We start from the raw sequence: 25,767 nt of genomic DNA on the forward strand, positions 1-25,767 counted from the left end.
ACTCAGCCGGTCGGTTCGGTGTGTATCCCAACAGGCGTCACGATGTCGATTCTCGTGCTATCGCACAATACCGTTGCCCTCGGGTCACAACAAAGGCCTTGTCGTCTTCCTGGTTGTACGCCGGCTTCTCGATAAGGGGACTTGGTTCAAAACGGTGAAGAGACGCTATCACCGTGCAATAACGTCTTAAATACCCACAAACGTAAAGATCCGATGAAAATGACAACCAGAGACTGCGACTTGTCTGTTTCTCCAGGACCTGATATAAAGAACGTTGCTCCTCTCTTCGAGGTACGTTGCAGCAGCAATCCAGCAAAAATCAGCAGAAAAAGGTATCAAGTACTCTTGACGAGGAGAATGGGCCTTCAAGGGATCTTCCCAGCGCTGATTTCCAGGCACTGACTTCGAAAAAAACCGGAGGAACGACCTGCTCAAAAGACTTTCGCAGGAACACGCAGATCCTCGCCCACAACCACTCAGCCCGAATCATCATAGATAAACCAACGCAACGATATTGCTCATGACGACTCCTTTTACCCATCTCCATGTTCATACCCAATACTCCATGCTTGACGGTGCCATCCGCGTCTCCGATCTGATTGAAAAAACGCAACAGTTCGGTATGGATGCAGTGGCGATCACCGACCACGGTGCCATGTATGGGGCTCTGGAATTTTATGTGAAGGCCAAAAAAGCCGGCATCAAACCCCTCGTCGGCTGCGAGTTCTACCTGGCTGAGAACGGCATGCACCTCCACAACCGCAGTGGTGGTCATAACTTTCATCTGGTTGCCCTTGCCATGAATGAGACCGGGTACCGCAATCTGATGAAGCTCGCCTCGCTTGCCCAGACCAAGGGGTTTTATTATCGACCCCGTATTGATTGTCAGACCCTTTATCAGCACAATGAGGGATTAATCATCCTCACCGCCTGTCTGAAAGGGGAGATTCCCTGGCGGCTGACCCACAACGATCCTGCCGGAGCCCGAAATCGGGCACTGGAGATGCAAAAGATATTCGGTGACCGTCTGTACCTCGAAATTCAGGAAAACGGTCTGCCTGAGCAAACCATTGCCAACGAGGGGCTTATGGCCCTGGCCGATGAGCTGGGTATCAAGCTGGTGGCCACCAACGATTGCCACTACCTTACGCAGGAGGAGTCCTACGCGCACGAGGTGCTGCTCTGCATCCAAACCGGCAGAACCATTGATGATCCCAATCGATTCCGGTTTAACACCAACCAACTGTTCTTCAAATCGGGTGACGAGATGGCAGCGCAATTCGGCTACTGCCCTCAAGCCCTGAGCAACACGCTGGAAGTGGCGGAGCGGTGCGACCTCCATCTTAAGCTCGGTGAATCTCATTTCCCAATTTTTCCGGTTAAAAAAGGAGAGACTTTAGACAGTGTTTTTGCTCAGACCTGTTGGGACGGCCTCAAAGAACGGCTTGATGACATGCATGAACTGGAGCCGGTTGGTGTTGAGACGGAAAAGATCTACCGTGAACGACTGACGCATGAGATCGATGTCATCCAGAAAATGGGATTTTCCGGTTACTTCCTCATTGTGGCTGACTTCATCAACTGGGCAAAACAACAGAAGATTCCGGTTGGCCCGGGACGAGGATCAGGGGCCGGCAGTCTGGCTGCCTACTGTCTGCAAATCACCAATATCGACCCCATTCCGTATGGACTCCTGTTCGAGCGTTTTCTCAACATCGAGCGAATGTCCATGCCTGACTTTGACATTGATTTCTGTAAGGACCGGCGGGACGAGGTGCTCGACTATGTCCGACAACGCTATGGTGGAGATGAACATGTGGCCCAGATTGTAGCCTATGGTTCGATGAAGGCCCGGGCTGTGCTCCGTGACGTCGGCCGGGTACTGGATATCCCCCTGCCGGTGGTCGACCGGATTGCCAAACTGGTGCCGGATGAACTGAAGATCACCTTAAAAAAAGCGATAGAAAAAGAACCGCGGTTGCGTGAAGCAATGAAAGAAGACGGTGTTCGGGAACTCCTCACCATTTCCCGAACACTCGAAGGTCTGTCCCGACACAAATCAACACATGCTGCCGGAGTGGTCATTTCACCGCAGCCGATGGTTGAATACCTGCCGGTCTGTATCGGCCCCAACAAGGAGATCCTGACCCAGTATGACATGAAGTACACCGAGAAAACAGGACTGATCAAGTTCGACTTTCTTGGCTTAAAAACCCTTACCGTCATTGACCGGGCACTCAAACTGATCACCTGCGACCTGAATATTGAGGTGGATCTTCACAAGATCCCGATGAACGATCCCAAAACCTATGCACTGCTCTGCCGGGGCGACAGCCTGGGAGTTTTTCAGCTGGAAAGTGACGGTATGCGCGAGTTGCTGATCAAAATGCAACCAGAGCAGTTCTCTGACCTGATCGCCCTGGTAGCCCTCTACCGCCCGGGCCCTCTTGACTCGGGAATGGTCGACACCTTTGTCGACACGAAACATGGCCGGAGGCCTGCCGACTATCCGCTCCCCCAGATCAAATCGGTGCTCCAGGAGACCTACGGTGTTATTGTCTACCAGGAACAGGTCATGAAAATCTCCAATATCCTCGCCGGTTACAGTCTGGGCGATGCCGATATCCTTCGGCGTGCCATGGGGAAAAAGATCGCGGAGGTTATGGAGAAGGAACGTGGGAAGTTTATGGCAGGAGCTGCAAAAAATAACATCCCCGAAGCAAAAGCTAAACACATCTTCGACCTGATGGCCAAATTTGCCGGTTATGGTTTCAACAAATCACATTCCGCAGCCTACGCTCTGATCGCGTACCAAACCGCCTATCTCAAAGCCCACTACCCTGCACAGTTTTTAGCTGCCCTTCTCTCCTGTGATGTGGAAAATACCGACAAGGTAGTAAAGTACATTAACGAATGTCGGCAGGAAAAGATTGAGGTTTTACCACCGGATATCAACGAATCGTTCAACGACTTCACAGTTGTCAACGATCGCATCCGATTCGGCCTGGCGGCCGTTAAAAATGTAGGCGGAGCCGCCCTTGATTCGATTTTTGCGGAACGAACTGCCGGTGGAAACTACCACTCACTGGCCGATTTCTGCAGCCGTATCGATTCTGCCAAGGTGAACCGCAAGGTCATTGAAAGCCTTATCAAGGCCGGTGCCTTTGATTCGCTCAATCCAAACCGAAAACAGTACATGGAAGTACTTGACCAATGTATTGATCGGGCCAAAGCTGTGCAACGAGACCGATTGAGCGGTCAGATGAATCTCTTTGCCATTGGGCAGTCCTCTGCACTCCCCAGCGGTGGAAATATTGAGATGGAATTACCCGTGGTGGAAGATTGGCCTCAACTGGAAAAACTTGCTTACGAAAAGGAGATGGTCGGCTTTTTTTTAACCGGTCATCCCCTGGAAGGTGTGTTGGAAGATCTGCGGCGCGTGGTCGATACCGACATCGTTGGTGTGGAAAAGTTGCGCGACGGCCAGGTCGTACGAATTGGTGGTCTGATGGCCGGTTATAAGGAGCATAAATCGAAAAAAGGCGAACGCATGGCCTTCACGGTCTTTGAAGACATGACTGCAAGTATTGAAGTGATTGTTTTTCCTTCGACATTCAGCCAATACAGTCAGTTTCTGACTAATGACCAGCCGCTGATCGTGCTCGGTACCGTCCAACAGGGAGAGCGTGGTGCCAAAATTGTGGCTCAGGAGATCCTGGGCCTCAACAAGACGTTGGAACAGTATACGGAAAAGGCTGTTATTACCCTGCAATCCACCAACACCTCACGGCAGCACATGCTGGAGTTAAAGGAGCTGCTCTATCAGTACCACGGCACAACACCGGTTTTGCTCACCCTCCAGTTTGCCGACCGGGGCGAGGTTGATATCCAGGTGCTCAAAGACATGAGCATCCGTCCAACCACTGACCTGTTTCACAAAATCACCCGGCTCTGCGGACGCAGATCGCTGGTTGTTCAGGTGGGGCAACCCGTACTGCAGCAGCGACGCAATGGAAACAGTCGCAACGGGTACCAAGCAGGGTGAGCAATAAAAAAAGCGGCCTGTTGTTTTGACAGGCCGCTTTTAAAATTCTGCAGATACTTGCCTTAATCAATAACCGCTGCCCGACACAGTTGATCAGATATTTTCAAAAATCTCGTACTGTGTCGGCTCTCCGAGCAATTTGTCGATCTCTTCTTGAATGGTGACCCGCTCTTTATTCAAGGTCCAGGCCCGCCAGTCATCCAGAGACTGCCAAGTGCTGATGACCATGCTCACACCCGGTTCATCAAGCCGGGTAAACGTTTCTCCTGAAACATATCCTTTCTGGCTCAGGGTCATTACCCTCATCTTACGAAGCAGCCCTTCAAGTTCAGAAGCCTGCTTATCCGCAACCTTTCGTTTGATCAATACTTTGACAGCCATGTGTTCCTCCTCTTGTGTTGGTGTATGCTGAGTCGACGTACACAACCAGACAGTGAACAGATGTGTTCCGTTTTCACTATAAACACTTCAGCCGCAGAAGCAAAGAAATGTCCGATCGTTTCACCAGAAAAATAAGTGAAATCAGCAGACCTCCTCACCATAACAGATTGTATTCAGGTCGGTAACTCCGCCTCCAGGAGGTGCAGCGTTACCGGATCTCCCTGGATACAACCGATACGTTCAGCTGCGCTGGCCTGATTCGCAGCTATTTCCACATGGCCGGAACTGTTGATCAGAACAAGCAGAGAACCGGGTGCTGCATCCTGGTAGGTTCGGACAAATTGACTGATCCGGTGATCACCAATCTGCAGAAAGTCAAAGGCGCTGGGTTCAAAAACAACGTCGCCTGCCTGAATGGAAGTCTGAATGTTACCGAAATGATCAATACGCTGCACCTGACCAGACACACAACCATCTTTTCTTACAGACTCCGGAACCAAAATCGTCCGGATCGACCCCGGTTCCACGGCCGGGCCAAACTGTTCCAGGTTCGTCGAAGCGGCCAGGACGGCGGCTACCGGAGCCATGATATCACGACCGTGAAAGGTGGCACTGACTGATGACCGGAAGAAATCCGGCCGCTCAACCCGATGGATCGTATCAATCCGGTTATCGGCAACCAGCATCGACAACACCCCATTGTCCGGTGCGACAAAAAAATGACCGTCTCCGGCGGCAACCAGGAGAGCGCGTTGCCCACCTACACCTGGATCAACAACGATGAGGTGAATGGTACCGTCTGGAAAATAATGATAACTGGAACGAATAACACGTGCGGCAGCAGCCACATCCCAGGCAGGGATCGCGTGGGTCAAATCAACGACAGTGATGGCTGAATATCCCTTGAACAGGGCACCTTTCAGTTGTCCGACATAGGGATCCTGCAATCCGAAATCAGTGGTCAGGGTAATGAGTACCAACGCTTTCTCCATGACACCTCATTCTGGAACTGCTCAGGATATATCCTCACCAACTCCTTTTGCCGTTGTTCTAAGGCACCAGCTCGCGATCAGCGTACCTTTTTAAAGAATATATCGACTGAGATCCTCATTTTCTGAAATATCAGTTAACTGCCGGCGGACATAGTCAGCGGTTACGGTGAAGTCCAGGTTGTCCCGATCCGAGGCATCAAAAGACAACTCATCCAGTACCCGCTCAATAATCGTATGCAGTCGACGGGCACCAATATCCTCAGTCCTTTGATTAACCTGCACCGCAATACGTGCCATCTCCCGAATGGCCTCTTCCTCGAAAACCAGTCGCACATCCTCGGTGGCCAACAGCGCCGTATATTGCTTGATAAGGGCATTTCGCGGTTCATTGAGGATACGAAAAAACTCCTCTTCACCCAAGGCATGCAGATTAACCCGGATGGGGAAACGACCCTGCAGCTCCGGTACCAGATCAGATGGTTTGCAGACATGAAAGGCTCCGCTGGCAATAAAGAGGATGTGGTCCGTCTTCACTGGTCCATACTTTGTGGAAACAGTGGTGCCTTCAACGATGGGCAGCAGGTCTCGCTGTACACCTTCCCGCGACACTTCGGGTGATCCGGAACCGGTGCCGCCACGCGAAGCGATCTTATCGATTTCATCCAGAAAGATAATACCTGACTGCTCGGTCCGCCGAATCGCTTTTTCTGCGATACTCTCGGTATCAATCAGCCGTTCCGCCTCCTCCTTTTTAAGAAGTTCCAGAGCCTCGGGAACCTTCACCTTTTTAAGTTGTTTTTTCTTGGGAAAAAACTTGGAGAAGGCCTCCTGCAGTGAACTCTGCATATCCTCCATGCCTGAAGAGGAAAAGACCTCCACCACCGGGGCTCCGCCGCCGGATGCCACCGACAGCTCGACCACACGATCGTTTAATTCGCCTTGCCGCAGCATCTCACGAAATCGTTCTCGAGTACTGTGACCACTACCCCACTCCTTCTGCTGATCAGTCCCATCGCCATCATAACCAAGGGGAATGGCAGTGGCCGGAGGAGGCATATCATGTCCGGACGGCCTTGGAAGAAGGACATCAAGCAACCGTTCTTCCGCCATAACTGCAGCCTTTTCCTGCACATCCTCTTCCGCCTCTTTTGTCACCATATTCACGGCAAGCTGGGTAAGGTCACGTATCATTGACTCAACGTCACGGCCAACGTATCCGACCTCGGTAAACTTAGATGCTTCAATCTTGAGAAACGGACTTTGAGCCAGATGGGCGAGACGACGGGCAATCTCAGTTTTACCAACCCCGGTCGGTCCGATCATGATGATGTTTTTCGGCGCAATCTCCTCTCGCAGCGGTGGTGCCACCTGCTGTCGCCGCCAGCGGTTACGCAGGGCTATGGCCACCGAACGCTTAGCCTCGGCCTGGCCGACAATGTATCGGTCGAGTTCAGCGACCGTTTGTCTCGGGGTCAATGAGTTGATACCTTTCATATTTTTTCAACAACAATATTGGTGTTTGTGTAAATGCAAATCGTTCCGGCAATCTCCAGAGCTGTTCGGGCAATGGCCTCCGCATCAAGGGTGGAATGCACAACCAGTGCTTTTGCTGCCGCCAGGGCATAAGGACCACCTGATCCAATGGCTAAAACACCGTCATCGGCTTCGATAACATCCCCGGTACCGGACAGCAGCAGAGAATGTTGCGCATCAACAGCGATGAGCATGGCCTCCAGTCGGCGCAGCATCTTGTCCATACGCCAGTCCTTCGCCAGTTCAACGGCGGCCCGCATCAAATTGCCATTAAATTGCTCCAGTTTCTGCTCCAGTCGATCATAAAGGGTAAACGCATCGGCAGTGGCACCGGCAAAGCCGGTAATCACCTGATCGTGATAGAGTCGCCTCACCTTACGCGCCTGATGCTTGATGATCGTGTTGCCGAACGACACCTGCCCGTCACCGGCGACAACGACCTGCCCTTTATGGCGAACAGCAAGGATGGTCGTGGAACGAATTTTGTCCATATTCCCCTCAATGGGTTGTGCTTAAAAGAGGCATGAAAAACAGCTGTTGTTCCTCTGGTTTCAATCGCAGATAAATAACGCCTTGTCTCTGCTCAACAGTCAGACATATGCCGTTGATGTATAAGCATGATGAAAAAAGACGTCAATGCCTCGCGTTGTTCCTCTATTCCTCCCGGGATCGCCTCGCCTGCGGATGCGCCTGATCGTAGACCCTGGCAAGATGGTCGATATTGAGATGCGTATACTTCTGAGTGGTTGACAGGCTCACATGCCCAAGAAGCTCCTGAACTGTACGCAGATCAGCACCCATCTCCAGGAGATGGGTGGCAAAGGAATGACGAAGGGCATGCGGAGTAACGTTAAGACCAATACCTGCCCGTATTCCGTAATCGCTCAAAAACCGTTCCACACTGCGGACACTGAGTCTGGTTCCCTGTCCGTTCAGAAACAGGGCCTGACGTTCAGCCTTTCTCCCGCGCTGGATACGGGCAACGATCAGACTTTCTCGTTCAGGCAGGTACTGTTGCAACATTTCATGGGCAGCCCGGCCAAACGGAATCATTCTTTCTTTATTCCCCTTACCCCGCACCCGAACCAGCTCCGCATCCCAATCAATATCTTCCAGATTGACCCCAACCAGTTCCGAAACTCGCATACCGGTGGCATAAAGCAGTTCCAGGATCGCCCGATCCCGTCGCCAATAACGATCCGTTGCCACAGGAGCCTCAAGCAGACTGAACACCTCATCAACAGTGAGAAACGACGGTATGTTTCGCCCGAGTTGCGGGCCGGCCACCCCGCTGACCGGATCAGCGGCAATCACCTTTTCACGCTGCAGAAAACGAAAGAAAGTACGTAATGAAGACAGCTTGCGAGCAACCGAGGCGCTTGCATTACCAGTGTACAGTGAGCCGACAAAGGCCTGTACATGGGTATTGGTAATCGACTGGACATCCAGATCTTCTCCGCAGTGCCGTTGAAATTCAAGGATATCACGCTGATAGCTTTCAGCAGTATGCCTCGAATAGCCGCGCTCCACCAGAATCCAGACCAGAAAACGTTCGATATATGCAGTCATAACCAAAGAGATGTTGAAACCCACCGGGAGAATGTATAGTATACCCGCTTACCCGGAAGTGCTGTAATCAGCAAATAAAATCGTGGAGTTTTGGTTGACGGAATCAACCCATGGCAAAAAATTCGTTTGAAAACGCGCTCACCAGATTGGAAAAAATAACAGAAGAGCTGGAAAGCGGAGATCTCAGTCTGGAAAAAAGTCTGGAAAAATTTACCGAAGGCATGACACTGGTCCATTTGTGTAACGGCAAACTCGAAGAGGCGAAAAGTCAGATCGAACTGCTGCTCAAAAAAGATGAGACCATTGTCAGCGTCCCTTTTACAGAGGAAGAAGGTGGAAATCCGAATCTACCTGGATGAACAGCGACAGCTGGTTGAAGAACGCCTGGCGCGTTACATGCTGGAGCCCATAGGTGTTTTTTCCCAACACATAGAAGCGATGCGCTACAGCCTCTTTGCCGGCGGCAAACGCATTCGTCCCATTCTCTGCCTGGCCGGAGCAGCGGCCATTAACAGCAGTGAGAATACCCGGAACCTGGCCATGCCGGTGGCCTGTGCCTTTGAGTTTATCCACACCTACTCTCTGATTCATGACGATCTGCCGGCCATGGATGACGATGATCTTCGCCGCGGCAAGCCGACCAACCATACGGTCTTTGGTGAAGCGGCCGCCATTCTGGCCGGAGACGGCCTGCTCACCCTGGCTTTCGAATTAGTCAGCGGCCCAGCGGCCACCGGAATTGCCGACAAGAGCCGTCTTCGCCTTATCCATACAATTGCCGGGGCTGCCGGCTCCCTCGGCATGGTGGGCGGTCAATCTTTAGACATGATCCATGCCGGTGAACAGATCGGCTACGACGAGCTCCGTCATATCCATCAAAGCAAAACCGGGGCACTGATCACAGCCTCTGTGGTCTGCGGCGGTATCGTTGCCGGTGCCGATGAAAAACAGGAGAGAGCCCTGAAAGCCTACGGTGACAACATAGGTCTTGCCTTCCAAATCGTCGATGATCTGCTCGATATCATGGCGACCACTGCTGAACTTGGTAAATCCGCCGGCAGTGATATCAAATCGGACAAGGTCACCTATCCATCCCTGTTCGGTGTTGAAACCTCGCATACCATGGCTAAGGAGGCGGTTCAGGAGGCGGTTGCCGCCCTGGCCCCCTTTGACCGGCAGGCTGACCCGCTGAGAGCTCTGGCTCATTACATCGTTGATCGTAAAAAATAAGTATGCAGAATGCAGATACCCCGGCAGCAGTGGCGACCCGTCTGCTGGACACCATCGACTCACCCCTTGATCTACGTCGACTCAGCCTGATACAACTTATGCAACTGGCTGATGAACTGCGCGACACCATCATCACCACTGTTGCAGAAAACGGTGGCCACCTTGCCCCCAGTTTAGGTGTTGTTGAGCTTACCCTGGCTTTACATGTGGTGTTCAACACCCCCTATGATCGTTTGATCTGGGATGTAGGTCACCAGACCTATGCCCACAAGTTACTGACCGGCCGCCGCGAACGTTTCCATACTTTGCGTCGCTTCAAGGGAATCAGCGGCTTTCCCAAACGCTCGGAGAGCGTCTACGATCCGGTTGAAACCGGTCACAGCTCCACCTCTGTATCCTACGGCCTGGGCATCAGTGCAGCCAAAAACATCCTGAATGATCGGAGCAAAGTAATAGCAGTCATTGGCGACGGCTCCATGACAGCCGGCATGGCCTTTGAAGGGCTCAACCATGCCGGTGATCTCGACCGGGACCTGGTGGTTATCCTCAATGACAATGAAATGTCTATTTCCAAAAATGTCGGAGCCCTCTCCAGTTTTCTCAGTCGCAAGTTAACCGGCAGAACCATTCGGCGTTTACGGGACCATATTGAAGACCGACTGATGGCCCTGTCGTCGGTTGGTGAAAACATCCTCAGTGTACTGCGGAAAAGCGAAGAGAGCATCAAGGGTTTCTTTACCCCTGGAATGCTGTTTGAGGCACTGAAATTCAAATATATCGGCCCGATTCCGGGTCACGAACTGGATGGCCTGATCGCAACCCTGGAAAACGTTCGTGATCATAACCATGGTCCGGTCCTTGTACACGTGATCACGACCAAGGGCAAAGGGTACAAACCGGCTGAAACACATCCCGACAACTACCATGGTATCGGTCCCTTTACCATCTCTGACGGTAGCCCAATCAAAAAAACCGGTACCCCGGTGACCTACACCAAGGTCTTCGGCGAGACAGTCTGTCGCCTGGCCCGGTTGGACAAACGGCTGGTCACCATCACGGCGGCCATGCCCGACGGTACCGGTCTTTCACCCTTTGCCACCGAATTTCCCGATCGTTTTTTCGATGTCGGCATTGCAGAACAACATGCGGTCACCTTTGCCGCCGGACTGGCGGTTGAAGGGTTACGACCGATTTTTGCCGTTTACTCCTCGTTCATGCAACGGGCCCTTGATCAGTTGATTCATGATGTCTGCCTGCCCAACCTACCGGTCATCATAGCGCTGGACCGCAGTGGTGTGGTCGGTGCCGATGGCCCAACCCATCATGGTGTTTTTGACCTCTCTTTCCTCCGTTTCATCCCCAATCTGACGATCATGGCTCCAAAGGATGAGAATGAACTGCAGCACATGCTGTTCACCGCCCTCAACAGTGAAGGCCCGGTGATCCTCCGCTACCCGCGGGGAAGTGGCGAAGGCGTTGCCGTAGATTCGTCCTTCACTTCTCTGGACATCGGGAAGGCGGAACTGTTGCGCGAAGGAGACGACGTGCTCCTTTTACCGGTGGGCAACCGGGTGCATCCGGCGCTGAAAGCGGCCGACCACCTGGCAGCAGAAGGCATCAGCGCCGCTGTTATCAACCCGCGATTTATCAAGCCGCTTGATGATGTACTCATAACCAAGTGGGCAGCTCATACCGGCCGGGTTGTCACCATTGAAGACAACATTGTGCACGGCGGCTTCGGCAGCAGTGTGCTGCAACTGCTCCATGCCCGCACTCTTCTTCTGCCGACAAGACTGCTCGGCTATCAAGATCAATTCATTGAACAGGGTTCACAGACCGAACTCTGGGCCAAAGCAGGTATTGACAGCAACGGCATCGTTCGCTCTGTCCGCGAGATGCTGGCCTGAAAGGCCAAAGGCAACACCACAGTAAGCGATGTCGCCCCAAAAAACGCCTTAACTTTGCATCTGTCAGTGGAAACAAGTCTCCTCAGACCTGATAGTACTCCCGATACCAATCAACAAATCGCTGGACTCCCACCTCAATCGAAGTGGCTGGTTTAAAGCCTACCGCCTTCACCAGATCCGTCACATCAGCGTAGGTCGCCGGTACATCCCCATCCTGCATGGGAAGGAAATTCTTGGCTGCGGTACGGCCCAGACATTCCTCCAGGACCTCGATATACCGCATCAGCTTTTCCTTATTGTTGTTCCCAATGTTATAAATCCGCCACGGACAGTAGCTGGTTGCCGGGTCAGGACAGGCACCGGACCACTGGGGATCAGGCTCGGCAATGTGATCAATTACCCGTACCACACCCTCGACAATATCGTCGATATAGGTGAAATCCCGCTCCATGTTTCCGTTATTGAAAACATCGATCGGCCGATTTTCAAGGATCGCCTTGGTAAAGAGAAACAGAGCCATGTCCGGTCGTCCCCAGGGACCGTACACCGTGAAAAACCGCAACCCGGTGGTGGGAATACGGAAGAGATGACTGTAGGTGTGTGCCATCAACTCATTGGCCTTTTTCGATGCCGCATACAGCGAAACCGGATGGTCAACATTGTCGTGTACCGAGAAGGGCATGGTCGTATTGGCTCCATACACTGAGCTTGACGATGCATAGACAAGGTGTCGAACCCCGGTATGGCGGCACCCTTCAAGAATATTGACAAAGCCCACCAGATTCGTATCAACATACGAATGAGGGTTGATCAACGAGTAACGAACACCTGCTTGAGCTGCCAAGTTCATCACAGCATCAAAACGTTCCGTTGCAAAGAGGGTCGCAACCTGCTCTCTGTCCGCCATGTCGAACTCAGCATGACGAAATGTTGCAAACGGTGTCAAACGGGCAAGACGATCTTTTTTCAACTGGGGATCATAGTAGTCATTGAGATTATCTAATCCAACAACCTCTCTGCCCTCGGACAACAGTCGAAGAGCCAACGCATGACCAATAAAACCGGCTGCACCGGTGATCAGTATTTTTTGTAATGGTTTCAACGCATCTTCCCCGCTTGACCACTGTCAGATTGTGTTAATCGTCGTAATCACCGGCCGGTCCCTTGTCTGAGACAATGGTGGCTGCTCGTTGCCTGATCTTGTCGGGCGTCCAGTTTTCCGGCGATTCAATACGACCGGTTTTGGGCCCGATGTCATAGGAACCTGCCTCAAGGATGGCCTCCACACCAAAACGAGCGGTATCCCCCGCATTGAAGACCTCGACCAGCATGGTATAAATAAAATTTTCTACTCGCCTGGCCATTCGATCCCGCACTGCTTTGCATTGTCCCATAATCTTGTTTTCAAAGGACAGGTTGAGACTTTTATAATCACCCTTTTTCCATCCCTTGGACTCGGCAAAGCTTCGCATCTCCTGCCACAGCTCTTCCGTAACCCCCTTTCCGGGAATCTTGATAAAATCACCATTTGTATCTAAAACCGCATTACCGTAATCATTGACCTCCAGGCCCCAGGATACCATCTGCAGAGCAGTGGCAACATTCGCCTTGGTCGTATAAGTCTGGGAAGCAATGGCGCGCAATCGATCGGAGTTGTTACCTGAAGTACCGTGCTGTGCCCCGGAAACAGCATAGTCGGCAATGGCTTTATGGATCTCAGCGGTCAGTTCAACCTGAATGCCCTGGGCAGAGGCTTCGATACCATGGGTGGTACCGTTATTAAGAGCAATCCAGTCGGGGAAAATATCATGTGCATTCAGACCCTGGATAATAAACAGAGCTTCTTCTTTGGTTGATAACCCCAGTTTCCCCTTAATCTCCCCGACCTCGGTTTCCAGGCCGGCCCACGACGGTATATACCTGGCGAGCTCGATGCCGGCAAGCAGGTTGTCCGCGTCGGGCATATGGGATGCATCAATGGCAATAGAGGTGATACCGGCTTCAAAAATGGTCGGAATCTCAACAACCGCAACGGGAATATCCTCAGGCTTCTTGATACCGTAGTGATCTGCATGGATGGCCACCGGCACAGTAATAGCCAGCTCATTACATAAGGCATCCACCTGGCGGGCAATATTCCAATAGTTGACCGGGCAGTACGCATTGGCACCACCTTCCGAGCGGGCGATTTCAATGATGATCGCCGCATGGGCCCGTTGTGCGGCCTGCAAGGCACCTCGGATAATCAGGTGGTTTCGTCCGTTGGCGGCAATGGTCATGGCATTGCCCTTGGCCAGCATGGCACGATCGATTACCTTGCCGCTGACAATGAGCGCACGTGAATTGGGAAAGAGGGTTCTGATGTTCGGTGGACGGCCAATTTCCAAAGCTTTCTCAAAATTAGCAATATACGACATACGTTCCTCCCACTATGAATGGATTCGTTTTATGACGACACCGGACGCGTAAAGTTCCAGAACAAAGTATATTCAACAACTCATTTAGAATACACACAAAGTTGCTGTTCCGGCAAGGAGAAAGCTCGGAAAGAGTATTCACAGCTGGTTTGCAGATTCCCCAGAAGATTGAATCCGGATTATTCAGGATCAGGAGATCCGGATGACTGATCGTCTGTTGGTACTTTGGCAGGGAAACCAGCTAACGTTGTCCGGCCGAAGATACCGACCGCGACAATACTGACCTCGTAGAGCAAAATGAGCGGACCGGCCATCAATAACTGATTAACCACATCCGGTGTAGGGGTGAGAACAGCGGCGACAATAAAGGCTATCAGGACAGCATACTTTCGATTCTTACTCAGAAATGATCGGTTGACCACCCCGATTTTACTAAGGAAAACCATAAAAACCGGTAGTTCAAACATGAGGCCGAACGCTATAAACAGACGTAGTGCCAACGAAAAATACTCTTCAACCGCCGGCATAGGTTCAAGAAATTCGCTGGAATAGCCAAGGAGAAATTTAAAAGCTGCCGGGAAAACTACTAAATAACCGAACGCGGCTCCACCGAGGAAACAAAGGGTGGAAATCAACGCAAAGGGAACAATGACCTTTTTTTCGTGCCGATACAGGCCAGGGGAGACAAAACGCCAGATCTGCAGAAAAATAACCGGGCTGGCAAAAACAACCCCGCAAACCAGGGCGAGTTTCAGATAAAAAAAAACCCTGCCTGGTATGAGGTGAAGATCAGTGGCTTGCCTTCTGCAAGCACCTTCAGCAGCGGGTGCAGAAACCAGTCAGCCAGGGGCTGGACCACGGAATATGCAACTATGAAGCAGACGGCAACTGCACCAAGTGAGATCATCAGACAGGAGCGCAGCTCCCGTAAATGTTCTATGAGACTCTGTTGTTCGAACTGTTCCTGATTGTCCATGGTAAATAAACTGTTGCACTGGAAGTCAAAGGGGATCGTGTGCATGTTACTACACGATCCGCAAAGGAATGTAAACTGGTTATGGATAGTGTTTGACTTTGTATTTTACTTGGGGATACACTGACACTAACCGTCAATCAATTGATTTTCTAGAGTTTTCACACTGGTAAACATGGCCGACATTCTGATTGTTGACGATGAGTTGAGCATGCGCCAATTTCTCAAGATCCTACTTGAGAAAGAGGGGTACAACGTTGCCACCGCAGCTGATGGTAGGGAAGCACTCGACCTCGTCACGCGACAGTCCTTTGATCTGATTATCTCCGACATCCGCATGCCCGGCATGAGCGGCCTGGAATTACTGGCCCAGCTCAAGCAGATAAAAGCCGATATGGGCGTCATTATGATCACTGCCTTCGCCTCTCCGGAAGATGCTGTCGAAGCTATGAAGAACGGAGCGTTTGACTACATCACCAAGCCCTTTAATGTTGATGAGATCAAAAACGTCATTCGCACTGTTCTTAAGAAACAACAGAAGACCGAGCCCACGACGGCCAGCGGTTTTCCGGAAATTATCGGTCAGAGTCCTGAGATGATGAAGATCTTTGATCTGATCACGAAAATTGCTCCGACACCGGCTAATATTCTGGTTTACGGTGAATCCGGCACCGGGAAAGAACTTGTGGCCAAAGCAATCCACAACCTTTCCCGGGTTGCAAATCAGCCGTTTGTCCCCATTACCTGCAGTGCTATTCCGGAAAGTCTTTTAGAAAGCGAGCTCTTCGGCCACGTAAAGGGATCGTTTACCGGCGCAATCGCCGATAAGATCGGCTTGTTCCAGCAGGCGGACGGCGGGACTGCTTTCCTTGACGAGATCGGTGAACTGACTCCGATTATTCAGACTAAACTCCTGCGTGTGCTGCAAGAGCGCGAGTTTATGGCTGTTGGCTCAACAAAAACGCGACAGGTCAACGTCCGTATTATCGCCGCCACCAATAGGATCCTGGAAGATGAGATTATCTCCGGGAAATTCCGTGAGGATCTGTACTATCGACTGGCAGTGGTTCCCATCAGAGTTCCTCCTCTGCGTGAACGTATTGGTGACGTCCCTCTGCTGGTGGAGTATTTCCTGAAAAAATATGCTCAATTACTCCATAAAGAAGTGCAGACCATCAGTTCATACGGCATGGAAGTGCTCATGCAGTATGACTTCCCCGGCAATGTCCGTGAACTGGAAAATATAATTGAGCGAGGCGTTGCCCTCGAGTCCTCAAACATCATCCTGCCTGAAAACTTAGTCCTGTCTTTACATCGTAAAGAAAAACATAATCCAACCTCTGCATCTGCAAAAAAAACAGACCCGCTTTTTGTAGCTGCGCAGGATGAAGAGGAACTCTTTGCACTTGGACTGGAAGAGGTGCTGCAACGGCTGGAGAAAAAGATGATTCTCCACGCACTCACCAGGGCTGATCACTCTAAGATGCGTGCTGCTGACCTGCTGAAACTCAGTTTCCGCAGCCTACGCTATAAGACTAAGAAATACGACCTCGACTAAATGTTGCCGGGGGCAACCTTTTTGTCATCATATGGACTGCTTTCGTACCACGCTGCTCAACAAAACCCCTCAGGCTGATTACGAAAGTCAACGGCATCTCCGCTGGTGGATCCTGATTCGTGTCATCCTGTTTACCTTACTCTTTGCCCTGACCACCTTTTTCCGCGAGCAGGGACATCCTCTCATCCTGCCTGCAGCCTCGGTCACCCTCCTTTTTCTTCTCGGGCTCTACAGCTTTTCTATACTCTCGGTTCTCCTGCTGAACAGACGATTGTGTTCAATCCATCAATACGGTGCAATCCAACTCTGTTTCGATGTCTTTTTCATTGCCCTGTTAGTGTATGCCACCGGTTGCAGTGACTCTGACTTCAGCGCTTTGTTGATATTGCCGGTCATTGCTGCCGGGTTACTGCTCTCCCGTCTGGGCGGACTGTTCATCGCTGCAGTAACGACCTTTTCTTATGCTGCCATCCTGATCCTGGAGCAGCTACGCTGGATTCCCGTCTATTTTTCCGCAACCCCCTATACTCCTCCCACCTCGTTCCTTGCCAGCAGCAACCTGTTTGCCATTTACGGACTCCTATTCTTTTTAGCGGCACTGCTCAGCGGCCAACTCGCCGGACGATTACGAATCACAGAAAAAAGACTGGCGCACACTGCAATAGAATTCGATCGCCTCTCCATTCTCTACAAACAGATCTTTGACGATATTTCCACCGGCATTATCACCACCGATCAGTATGATTTCATTACCTCCTTTAATCAGGCAGCCGAACGTATTACCGGATTTTCCCGAAGTACAGCACTGGGCAAACCATTCAGTCAACTCCTGCCCAATATCTCTCTTCAGGAAGAACAGGGACGGAATGTCTGTGATTTTCAGAAACAGCATGGTGAAGCGATACGCATTGGTTACTCGTTTTCTTTTCTCAACATGCCAGTCCAAAAAGAGTCGGAAGAAAAGCAGCCGTTACGCTGGAAGGTGATCACTCTTCAGGATATCAGCCAAATTGAACGGATGGAGAAACAGGTTCGAGAAGCGGAGAAGATGGCTGCCATCGGTGAGCTGAGCGCTTCCGTGGCTCATGATTTCAGAAATCCGTTAGCCGCCATATCCGGTTCAGCCCAGATACTCGCAACAGAAAAAGATGACCTGAGCCGGCTCGATGCCGGGACATTTAAAACTCTGATCGGGATAATTCTCAAAGAATCCGGACGGATGGCAAAGACAATCACCGACTTTCTGCAGTTTGCCCGACCGGCGACTATTCAGGCTGAATGGTTTGATTTCAACCGGATGGTCGATGAAGTACTGATGCGACGTCGTACAGCGACGTTTGCCCTTATGACAGGGACAGTGATAAAAGAGGTGGATGGCCGCCTTGACTGCTGGGGCGATCGCCAGCAGATTCAAACGGTCCTCAACCAGTTGCTTGACAATGCATGCCAAGCGGCTGGACCTCAACAGGGAAAGGTGGTCCTTGCAGCCTGTGAACGTGTCAAGGATAACCAGGCAGAGGTACAGATCGAAATTCGTGACCAGGGTCCGGGCATCCCTGACGAACAGCGGGAAAAAGTGTTCATACCGTTTTTCTCCAGTCGAACTGACGGCACAGGTCTCGGGTTAGCGATTGTCCAGCAGATTATCGCAGCCCATGGCGGGCGGGTTGAAATCGATGCGAACGCCGAGTTTGCCTGCGTTATCCGTCTCCTGTTACCTCTGCCGCCGCCTACTCCTTAACCCTGGAAACCTGTGCTCCTACGCCCCGCAGTTTTTCTACCATCTGTTCATAGCCGCGTTCCAAATGATAGATACGAGAAATCTGTGTAGTGCCGTTGGCTGACAGTCCCGCGATAACAAGCGAGGCAGATGCGCGCAGATCCGTTGCCATGACCGGAGCACCGTTTAGTTTTCCACGACCGATCCCCCGGACAATGGCCCTTGCTCCCTGTATAGTGACATCCGCCCCCATCCGTTCAAGCTCTGCCACGTGCATAAACCGGTTTTCAAAGATAGTTTCATGGATAATAGAGGTGCCGTCACTTTGAATCATCAGCGCCATAAATTGCGCCTGAAGATCTGTAGGAAAACCGGGATAGGGCAAGGTGGTAATATCAACACTTTGCAGCAAACAGGTACTGTGTCCGTTCACTTCCGGACACGAGACGGTGATCATATCATCCGTTGTCTCGATCTCGACACCACACAGCAACAACTTCTCAATAAGCGCCGGTAAATGCGCCGGATTACAGTTCGTGATCTGTACACAACCACCCGTGGCTGCAACGGCAATCATGTAGGTTCCGGTTTCAATTCGATCGGGGATAATGGTAGATTCACCTGCCTGCAACCGGTCAACACCATGAACAATCAGCCGATCCGTTCCCTTGCCGTCAATCTCGGCTCCCATGGCAACCAGCATATCGATCAGATTGTCTACTTCCGGTTCCTTGGCTGCGTTCTTGATCACCGTCCTTCCTTTAGCCTTTACCGAAGCCATAAGAACATTTTCAGTGCCGGTCACTGACGGCACATCAAAATAAATAGTACCACCTCGCAGTTGACCGTCAACAATGCCCTCCACATACCCCTGTTCAAGTTGAGCAGTAACTCCAAGTTGCTCAAATCCCTTCAGATGATAATTAATCGGTCGAGCACCAATGGCGCAGCCACCCGGAAGCGACACCCGGGCAAATCCGGACCTGGCCAGCAGCGGACCAAGGACAAGCACAGAGGCTCGCATGGTTTTCACCAAATCATATGGTGCCTCCACACCGGTCAACCTGTCGCTGTTGATGCGGACAGTTGTTCCGGTGCGCTCCCACCGGGCACCAAGGATCTCTAATAATTTCAACATGGTCCTGGTATCGCGAAGATCAGGGACATTGTGCAGGGTATGGAGACCTGGAGCAATGAGCGTGGCGGCAATAAGCGGCAGCGCGGCATTCTTCGCGCCACTTATAGCGACCGACCCATACAGAGGAAAACCACCTTGAATAAGAAGTTGATCCATAATAACAATGAGCTAGAGAGAAAAGGGAGGGTACGGGAAATCAGGTTTTCCGACGGGCCTGAAGGACTCGCGGACGATCGGCCCAGTCATTGAGCACTTTCACCTCTTCGTAGTGAGACGTGTTCGCACAGAACATCCTCATCACGGCTTCTTTCTGATCAGCACCGATCTCCACAAACAACCGCCCTCCCGGACGTAAAAAACAGACAGCTTCAGCAGCAATGCGTTCAAGACATTGCAGGCCGCCGACGCCACCGGACAGTGCCAGATACGGCTCACCATGACGCACTTCAGGTTGCAGTCTGTCCATTTCCTCCTCTGCAATATAAGGAGGATTACTCACAATCAGATCAAACGGACGTCCGCAATGCATTGCTGTGAACAGATCACTGCAGATAAGTTGAACCTGGTGTGTAACGTCATGTTTTTTGCAGTTGAAGGCAGCTATTTCAAGAGCAGCGGTGGAGATATCAGTCGCAGTCACAGAACACCCCAACTCTTTGGCCAGAACAATCGCAATCACCCCGCTTCCCGTACACAGGTCCAAAGCACGGCAGACACCTTTGTCTGCATATATTCGTACAACCTGTTCGAGTAAAAATTCGGTTTCAGGGCGGGGAATAAGAACGGCCGAGGTCACCTTGAAATCCAGCGACCAGAACTCTTGAAAGCCGATCAAATACTGCAGGGGGATTCGTTGTGCCCGCTGTTGAATGATTGTCCGATAATGAGCAACTGTCTCCTCATCCGCACACTCATGCCCATGCAACACCAACTGACTTCTGGTCTGATCTGTTACATGTTGCAACAGCAGACGAGCGTCGATCTCCGGTTGGTCGATACCTGCCCGGGCCAGCGCATCAACAGCTTCTGACAGCAAAACATCAAGCCGGCTCAAGGAAATCCGTCGGCAGTCAATTGGTAGATTTCAATCTCTCGGCCTGGTAATGCGTGGTGATCGGTATGATAATATCATCAAGCGCACCTGCCATAACATGATCTAATCGGTACATCGTTAAATTGATCCGATGATCCGTTACCCGGCCCTGCGGAAAATTATAGGTGCGAATCCGCTCACTCCGATCGCCGGTGCCGATCTGATTTTTTCGCTCCTCAGACATGCGATCATGTCGTTCTCTTTCCAGATGATCAAGGAGACGTGCACGTAAAACCTGCACAGCCTTCGCCTTGTTTTTATGTTGCGACTTCTCATCCTGGCAGGTGACCACTAATCCCGTCGGCAGGTGTGTCACCCGAACTGCAGAATCGGTGGTATTAACGGATTGCCCCCCTGGTCCCGAAGAGCGGTAAACATCAAATTTGAGCTCATTGGGTTCGATATGCAGGTCAACTTCCTCTGCTTCCGGAATGATGGCGACTGTAACCGCTGAGGTATGAATTCGCCCCTGTGCCTCGGTATCAGGAACACGCTGCACCCGATGGACACCGGACTCGTATTTGAGACGGGAATACACATGCTGCCCACTGATGAGAGCAATAATTTCCTTAAACCCGCCAATACCAATGGGGTTGGAACTCATCACCTCTACCTTCCATCCATGGATTTCAGCATACCGGCTGTACATACGAAAAAGATCGGCAGCAAAAAGAGCCGCTTCGTCACCACCGGTACCGGCCCTGATCTCAAGAAAAATATTCTTCTCATCATTCGGATCTTTAGGCAGCAGACGGAGGCGAATTGCATTTTCCAGTTCCGTCTGCTTAAGTGCCAGTTCTTCAAGTTCCGCCTTGGCCAGATCGACGAGATCAGGGTCATTCTGCTCTGTACGGATCAACTCCTGGTTGCTGTCGATCTCCTCACAAACGGCAGTATAGGTCGCATACAGCTCAGCAATCTTTGCGATTTGGGCATGTTCACGGACAACTTCACGGTACCTGCGCTGATCATTCACCAGCACAGGATCGGCAAGCCTGCTCTCTAACTCTCCCAACTTATCGTTGATGTCATGCAGATTTTCAAACATGCGATTCTGTAGAAAGACCTCTTAAAAAACAAAAGCGGCGAGATCCGCTTAACAGACCTTTACCGCCAAGGCGAAACACTTTTCAACAAGGGGTTGCCCCCTGTCTGATGAAAAAATAAGTGTTCGTATTACTTTTTCTTGTTTTCCTGGTAACCAGCGTATTTTTTCTTAAATTTCTCAATACGGCCGGCTGTATCAACAAGTTTTTGTTTGCCTGTGTAAAAGGGGTGGCAGGCCGAACAGATTTCCACTCGCATTTCATTCTGAACAGACCCAAATTCAAATTCATTGCCGCAAGCACAGACAGCTGTAATTTTATGATAGGCAGGATGAATATCAGGTTTCATAGCAGTGCACTCCTCGTCAAAATAGCATCAATAAAAATAATTAGAACCTTTAAATATATCGTTTTTACCATTTCTTCAAACAAAAAGTTACCGGTTCATGGATGCAAAAAATTCCTGGTTTGTTTTGGTCTGACTCATCTTATCGAGAAGAAATTCCATTGCATCAGCCGGATTCATTGAAGAAAGCAGCTTGCGAAGAATCCATATTCGATTCAGATCCTCAGCAGGCAGTAGCAGATCTTCTTTACGTGTCCCGGATTTCAAAATATCAATAGCAGGATAAATTCGCCGATTTGCCATTTTACGATCCAAAACGATCTCCATGTTACCGGTCCCCTTAAATTCTTCAAAAATAACTTCATCCATCCGGCTACCGGTGTCAATGAGAGCAGTGGCCAAAATCGTCAGGCTCCCACCTTCTTCCACATTTCGCGCAGCTCCAAAAAACCGCTTGGGCCGATGTAAAGCATTAGCTTCGACACCACCTGACAGAATCTTCCCAGAGGCGGGGGTAACAGTATTATACGCCCGTGCCAAACGGGTGATTGAATCAAGCAGAATAACCACATCCTTTTTATGCTCGACCAAACGCTGTGCTTTCTGGATGACCATTTCAGCCACCTGGATATGACGTTGAGGAGGTTCATCGAAAGTTGAACTCACCACCTCCGCATCAACACTGCGTTTCATGTCCGTCACCTCTTCCGGCCGTTCATCAATCAACAAAACGATCAGAATAATCTCCTTATGATTGGTGACGATTGAGTTGGCTATTTTTTGCATGAGCACTGTCTTGCCGGTTCGAGGTGGAGCCACGATTAACCCTCGTTGGCCCTTACCAAGCGGGGCGGTGATATTGAGCACCCGCATGGAGAGGTTGTCCGGCATCGTTTCCAGATCGATAAGCTGATCAGGATGCAACGGCGTCAGATTGATGAATGCAGTCTTATTTTTAGCGGCCTCTGGAAGTTCATAGTTGATGGTATCGACTTTAAGCAGGGCAAAGTAGCGCTCGTTATCTTTGGGTGCACGCACCTCTCCCTCTACTGTATCACCGGTGCGGAGGTTCAGTCGACGGATCTGAGAAGGAGAAACATAAATATCATCCGGGCCGGGAAGATAATTATAATCAGGCGCACGAAGAAACCCGAAACCATCCTGCAGAATCTCAAGAACCCCACTTCCACGTAACTTGCCATCCTCATCCGCCTGCTCTTTGAGAATGGCAAAGATTAACTCCTGCTTTGTCATGTTACTGTATCCTTCAATGTTCAATGACGCAGCAAGACTGACAAGTTCCTTAATTTTTTTGTGTTTTAACTCGGTGGGATTCATGAATTAGTTGTTCCTCGATGATGGTCGGCACCTGGACCGTCGATGGGAGAAAGATAAATGGCAACCTGAAAGGCAGCAAGGTTTGTATGGAGAGTATGCACTCTATGCTGTGCCTGAAATAACGGCTAGAGTAGCAAAGCAGCTAAAAAGTATGGCAGTGATACGTATTTTAGTAGATTAAAACAAAGATGAACAGATCTTCTTGTGATCTATTCCCCTATTGATTGCGCTGAACAAGCGACTATACAGCTTTTATTCAGGAAATCAGTATATTTACAACCGTGAAATGACAAAACAACAAATGACAACCGTTGAAACGATCTATTGAGATGTGGTAGCTAGATATTTGTTTCACGGCCTACTGTCAAGGCTTTTCTCAGCAAAATTGGCAGGGAAATCGTCCTGACAGTTGCTCTCCCAGTAAAACGACGTCAGATCTGGTTATACTCCAGGCTCGACTGTTATCAATGAGGTAATCAGCCTGATCAGCTTTTTTACGAAGATCCATTTGAGCGGCAATCGCCCTGGCAGCCTCACGTCTTGAGACACCGTCCCGGTGCATAATGCGGAGACACCGTACCGCCTTGCGGGCATACACAACAAGTACAGCGTCAACATCATGTTGCCATCCTGCTTCAAAGAGCAATGGTATTTCGATTAAGACCAGAGGCACGTCCAGAAGTTCAACCTGTTGACTCATTACCTCTCGCGCCAGGGGATGCAATAAGGCGTCAACTTGCTGGCGAAAGCCGGCATCATTAAAGAGCCGTTCCCGCAGGGCTGCCCTATCGACACTCCCGTCACTGCAAAAAAAACTGCTGCCAAATACTGCGCGCAGGGCATGCCAACCGGGCTGTTTTCTTTCCAGCAAATGACGACAAGATGCATCAATGTCAACAAGAGGAATTAAACAATAACTGGCAAGCAGACGACTCACACTGCTCTTTCCTGAACCAATTCCTCCGGTAACACCTAACACATATGGACGCATTGCTCGTTTGTCCTCAATGCATCAAGTAAGGTCTGCATATCAGCAAACAGTGGTGCAGTAAGACATAAAACCTGCCCGGTAGAGGGATGGCAAAACTGTATGGAACTGGCATGCAACATCTGACGTTCAGGAACATATTGGGTATACTGTCCAACTCCCCCTCCATACAGCACGTCGCCGACAACTGGTGCGTGAACAGAAGCCATATGCACACGAATCTGGTGTGTTCTACCGGTTTCAATATTGATCTCCGCCCAACACCAGCCATTGCTGTAACGTTCGCGTATGCGCCAGTTGGTGGCGGCATATTTTCCGAGTTCAGGTCGGATTGCCATCTTCTTCCGGTTCACCGGATGTCTGCCAATCGGCTGTACAATTCTCCCATGAGTCTTTCCCGGCCAACGCATAAGCAGGGCATGATAGATTTTACAGACCTTCCTGTTTTTAAAATCCGCCATCAGATTCTGCAAAGCCTGTTCAGTCTTGGCCACCAGCAGAATGCCCGAAGTATCTTTGTCCAAACGATGGATGATCCCCGGGCGCTGCGCATCCAATCCTGGCAATTGTGTACAATGATACAATAAACCGTGGACAAGTGTACCGCTTAAATGCCCCCCTCCGGGGTGGACAACAAGCCCGGGAGGTTTATTAATGGCCAGAAGGTGCGCATCCTCATAGAGAACGTCAAATTCAATCTGTTCCGGCACAAGGGTTTGAGGTGGAGGTTCAGGTATGGCCAATGAGATCACATCCTGTGTTCGCAAGCGGTATCCCGCCTTGACACACATCCCATTAACACGGACCTGTTGTGCACTAATCAATCTGTTGAGCGCACTGCGACTGCATGCGGTAAGCTTTTCAGTCAAGAAATGATCAAGACGCTGACCGGCACTCTTTAAACTTACGACACAGGTGAATGGACCCTCGGTATCCGAGGCCGTACATGGTTCGTGCAGCTCGTTTCTACCCATCTCTGTATACGAGCTAGAGTGGATGAAGCTTTTAGCAGAAAAGCTTCTCAATCTGTTTTTCTATCTTCGCTTCTTCCATCTCTTTGGCCAGGGACAGCTCTTTGACTAAAAGACTCTTGGCGGTATCAAGCATTTTCCGCTCGCCATAGGATAAGTCCTTATCCTCTTTGAGCAAAAATAAATCTCTTAATACCGTTGCCACCTCAAACACAGAACCTGTTTTAATCCGTTCCATATACTCACGGTATCGTCGATTCCAGGTCTGCGTCGTTATTTTGACATCACGATCTTTAAGGATGTCTATAACTTTAGCCACTTCATCTCGGGAAATAATTGCCCGAAGACCAACATTGGCACTTGTTGCTGTGGGTATCATAATGGTCATGTCATTATCCAGAATTTTCATCACGTAGAATCTCTGATCGACACCACCAATAGATTGTGTTTCTATAGCCTTTATGAGCCCAACTCCATGGGCCGGATAAACTGCCATATCTCCTTCTGTAAACACACGCTCCT

General features: G+C 50.6%; 21 protein-coding genes and 1 pseudogene. 6 read left to right on the top strand and 16 right to left on the bottom strand.

The window, feature by feature from the left end; translation table 11 throughout:
* Window positions 1-520: 520 nt before the first annotated feature.
* On the top strand, window positions 521-4,045 hold the full coding sequence (gene dnaE, locus HP555_RS00005) for a DNA polymerase III subunit alpha (protein WP_199263188.1): 3,525 nt from the start codon (window positions 521-523) through the stop codon (window positions 4,043-4,045).
* A gap of 93 nt (window positions 4,046-4,138) precedes the next feature.
* On the opposite strand, the gene HP555_RS00010 is transcribed toward dnaE, so the two are convergent.
* The 5 genes from HP555_RS00010 to xerA all read right to left on the bottom strand — a co-directional run bounded on the left by HP555_RS00010 (window position 4,139) and on the right by xerA (window position 8,520).
* Complete coding sequence (locus HP555_RS00010; RefSeq protein ID WP_199263189.1) at window positions 4,139-4,426, bottom strand: antibiotic biosynthesis monooxygenase family protein; 288 nt, start codon at window positions 4,424-4,426, stop codon at window positions 4,139-4,141.
* Window positions 4,427-4,599: 173 nt separating this feature from the next.
* Window positions 4,600-5,418, bottom strand: coding sequence for an SAM hydrolase/SAM-dependent halogenase family protein (locus HP555_RS00015; protein ID WP_199263190.1), 819 nt, complete (start codon window positions 5,416-5,418; stop codon window positions 4,600-4,602).
* 90 nt (window positions 5,419-5,508) lie between these two features.
* Window positions 5,509-6,912: an ATP-dependent protease ATPase subunit HslU gene (gene hslU, locus HP555_RS00020; RefSeq protein ID WP_199263191.1), complete on the bottom strand. Its 1,404-nt coding sequence runs from the start codon at window positions 6,910-6,912 to the stop codon at window positions 5,509-5,511.
* Entirely contained in the window at window positions 6,909-7,442 is a 534-nt protein-coding gene (hslV, locus tag HP555_RS00025) for an ATP-dependent protease subunit HslV (RefSeq protein WP_199263192.1), read from the bottom strand. Before hslV ends, hslU begins: the two co-directional genes overlap by 4 nt.
* Before the next feature lie 163 nt (window positions 7,443-7,605).
* Window positions 7,606-8,520, bottom strand: a complete 915-nt coding sequence (gene xerA, locus HP555_RS00030) for a site-specific tyrosine recombinase/integron integrase (protein ID WP_199263193.1) — start codon at window positions 8,518-8,520, stop codon at window positions 7,606-7,608.
* Between the two features lie 110 nt (window positions 8,521-8,630).
* On the opposite strand from xerA, the gene xseB reads away from it, so the two are divergent.
* From xseB to dxs, 3 genes are read left to right on the top strand one after another with little or no spacing between them, the layout of a single operon-like run.
* Window positions 8,631-8,879, top strand: coding sequence for an exodeoxyribonuclease VII small subunit (xseB, locus tag HP555_RS00035; protein ID WP_199263194.1), 249 nt, complete (start codon window positions 8,631-8,633; stop codon window positions 8,877-8,879).
* Window positions 8,854-9,750, top strand: coding sequence for a polyprenyl synthetase family protein (locus tag HP555_RS00040; RefSeq protein WP_199263195.1), 897 nt, complete (start codon window positions 8,854-8,856; stop codon window positions 9,748-9,750). Before xseB ends, HP555_RS00040 begins: the two co-directional genes overlap by 26 nt.
* Before the next feature lie 2 nt (window positions 9,751-9,752).
* A complete protein-coding gene (dxs, locus tag HP555_RS00045) occupies window positions 9,753-11,657 on the top strand; it encodes a 1-deoxy-D-xylulose-5-phosphate synthase (protein WP_199263196.1) in 1,905 nt (634 codons plus the stop codon).
* 82 nt (window positions 11,658-11,739) lie between these two features.
* Here dxs and HP555_RS00050 read toward each other — a convergent pair whose 3' ends face one another.
* The 3 genes and pseudogenes from HP555_RS00050 to tatC all read right to left on the bottom strand — a co-directional run bounded on the left by HP555_RS00050 (window position 11,740) and on the right by tatC (window position 15,095).
* Window positions 11,740-12,759, bottom strand: coding sequence for an NAD-dependent epimerase (locus HP555_RS00050; protein WP_199263197.1), 1,020 nt, complete (start codon window positions 12,757-12,759; stop codon window positions 11,740-11,742).
* 34 nt (window positions 12,760-12,793) lie between these two features.
* Window positions 12,794-14,074 (bottom strand): class II fructose-bisphosphate aldolase, encoded by a 1,281-nt coding sequence (locus HP555_RS00055; RefSeq protein ID WP_199263198.1) that lies wholly within the window; start codon window positions 14,072-14,074, stop codon window positions 12,794-12,796.
* 179 nt (window positions 14,075-14,253) lie between these two features.
* Window positions 14,254-15,095 (bottom strand): annotated as a pseudogene (tatC, locus tag HP555_RS00060) (twin-arginine translocase subunit TatC).
* Window positions 15,096-15,222: 127 nt separating this feature from the next.
* Here tatC and HP555_RS00070 point away from each other — a divergent pair.
* A complete protein-coding gene (locus tag HP555_RS00070; protein ID WP_199263199.1) occupies window positions 15,223-16,605 on the top strand; it encodes a sigma-54-dependent transcriptional regulator in 1,383 nt (460 codons plus the stop codon).
* Between the two features lie 31 nt (window positions 16,606-16,636).
* Window positions 16,637-18,346 (top strand): two-component system sensor histidine kinase NtrB, encoded by a 1,710-nt coding sequence (locus HP555_RS00075; protein ID WP_199263200.1) that lies wholly within the window; start codon window positions 16,637-16,639, stop codon window positions 18,344-18,346.
* On the opposite strand, the gene murA is transcribed toward HP555_RS00075, so the two are convergent.
* The 8 genes from murA to HP555_RS00115 all read right to left on the bottom strand — a co-directional run bounded on the left by murA (window position 18,336) and on the right by HP555_RS00115 (window position 25,759).
* Window positions 18,336-19,619 (bottom strand): UDP-N-acetylglucosamine 1-carboxyvinyltransferase, encoded by a 1,284-nt coding sequence (murA, locus tag HP555_RS00080; protein WP_199263201.1) that lies wholly within the window; start codon window positions 19,617-19,619, stop codon window positions 18,336-18,338. The genes HP555_RS00075 and murA overlap by 11 nt on opposite strands.
* Window positions 19,620-19,659: 40 nt before the next feature.
* Window positions 19,660-20,517: a peptide chain release factor N(5)-glutamine methyltransferase gene (gene prmC / locus HP555_RS00085; RefSeq protein ID WP_199263202.1), complete on the bottom strand. Its 858-nt coding sequence runs from the start codon at window positions 20,515-20,517 to the stop codon at window positions 19,660-19,662.
* A 16-nt stretch (window positions 20,518-20,533) separates the two neighbouring features.
* Window positions 20,534-21,604 (bottom strand): peptide chain release factor 1, encoded by a 1,071-nt coding sequence (gene prfA / locus HP555_RS00090; protein ID WP_199263203.1) that lies wholly within the window; start codon window positions 21,602-21,604, stop codon window positions 20,534-20,536.
* Between the two features lie 128 nt (window positions 21,605-21,732).
* Window positions 21,733-21,951 carry a 50S ribosomal protein L31 gene (gene rpmE / locus HP555_RS00095; protein WP_199263204.1) on the bottom strand — a complete coding sequence of 73 codons (219 nt, stop codon included), beginning with the start codon at window positions 21,949-21,951 and terminating at the stop codon, window positions 21,733-21,735.
* Between the two features lie 87 nt (window positions 21,952-22,038).
* Complete coding sequence (rho, locus tag HP555_RS00100) at window positions 22,039-23,286, bottom strand: transcription termination factor Rho (RefSeq protein ID WP_199263205.1); 1,248 nt, start codon at window positions 23,284-23,286, stop codon at window positions 22,039-22,041.
* A gap of 376 nt (window positions 23,287-23,662) precedes the next feature.
* Entirely contained in the window at window positions 23,663-24,277 is a 615-nt protein-coding gene (gene coaE / locus HP555_RS00105; RefSeq protein WP_199263206.1) for a dephospho-CoA kinase, read from the bottom strand.
* Window positions 24,259-25,248, bottom strand: coding sequence for an RluA family pseudouridine synthase (locus tag HP555_RS00110; RefSeq protein ID WP_199263207.1), 990 nt, complete (start codon window positions 25,246-25,248; stop codon window positions 24,259-24,261). The genes coaE and HP555_RS00110 overlap by 19 nt, the downstream gene beginning before the upstream one ends.
* Before the next feature lie 31 nt (window positions 25,249-25,279).
* A complete protein-coding gene (locus HP555_RS00115) occupies window positions 25,280-25,759 on the bottom strand; it encodes a CarD family transcriptional regulator (RefSeq protein ID WP_269846850.1) in 480 nt (159 codons plus the stop codon).
* Between the last annotated feature and the right edge of the window lie 8 nt (window positions 25,760-25,767).

It is taken from the genome of Desulfobulbus oligotrophicus (assembly GCF_016446285.1).
GTDB lineage: Bacteria > Desulfobacterota > Desulfobulbia > Desulfobulbales > Desulfobulbaceae > Desulfobulbus > Desulfobulbus oligotrophicus.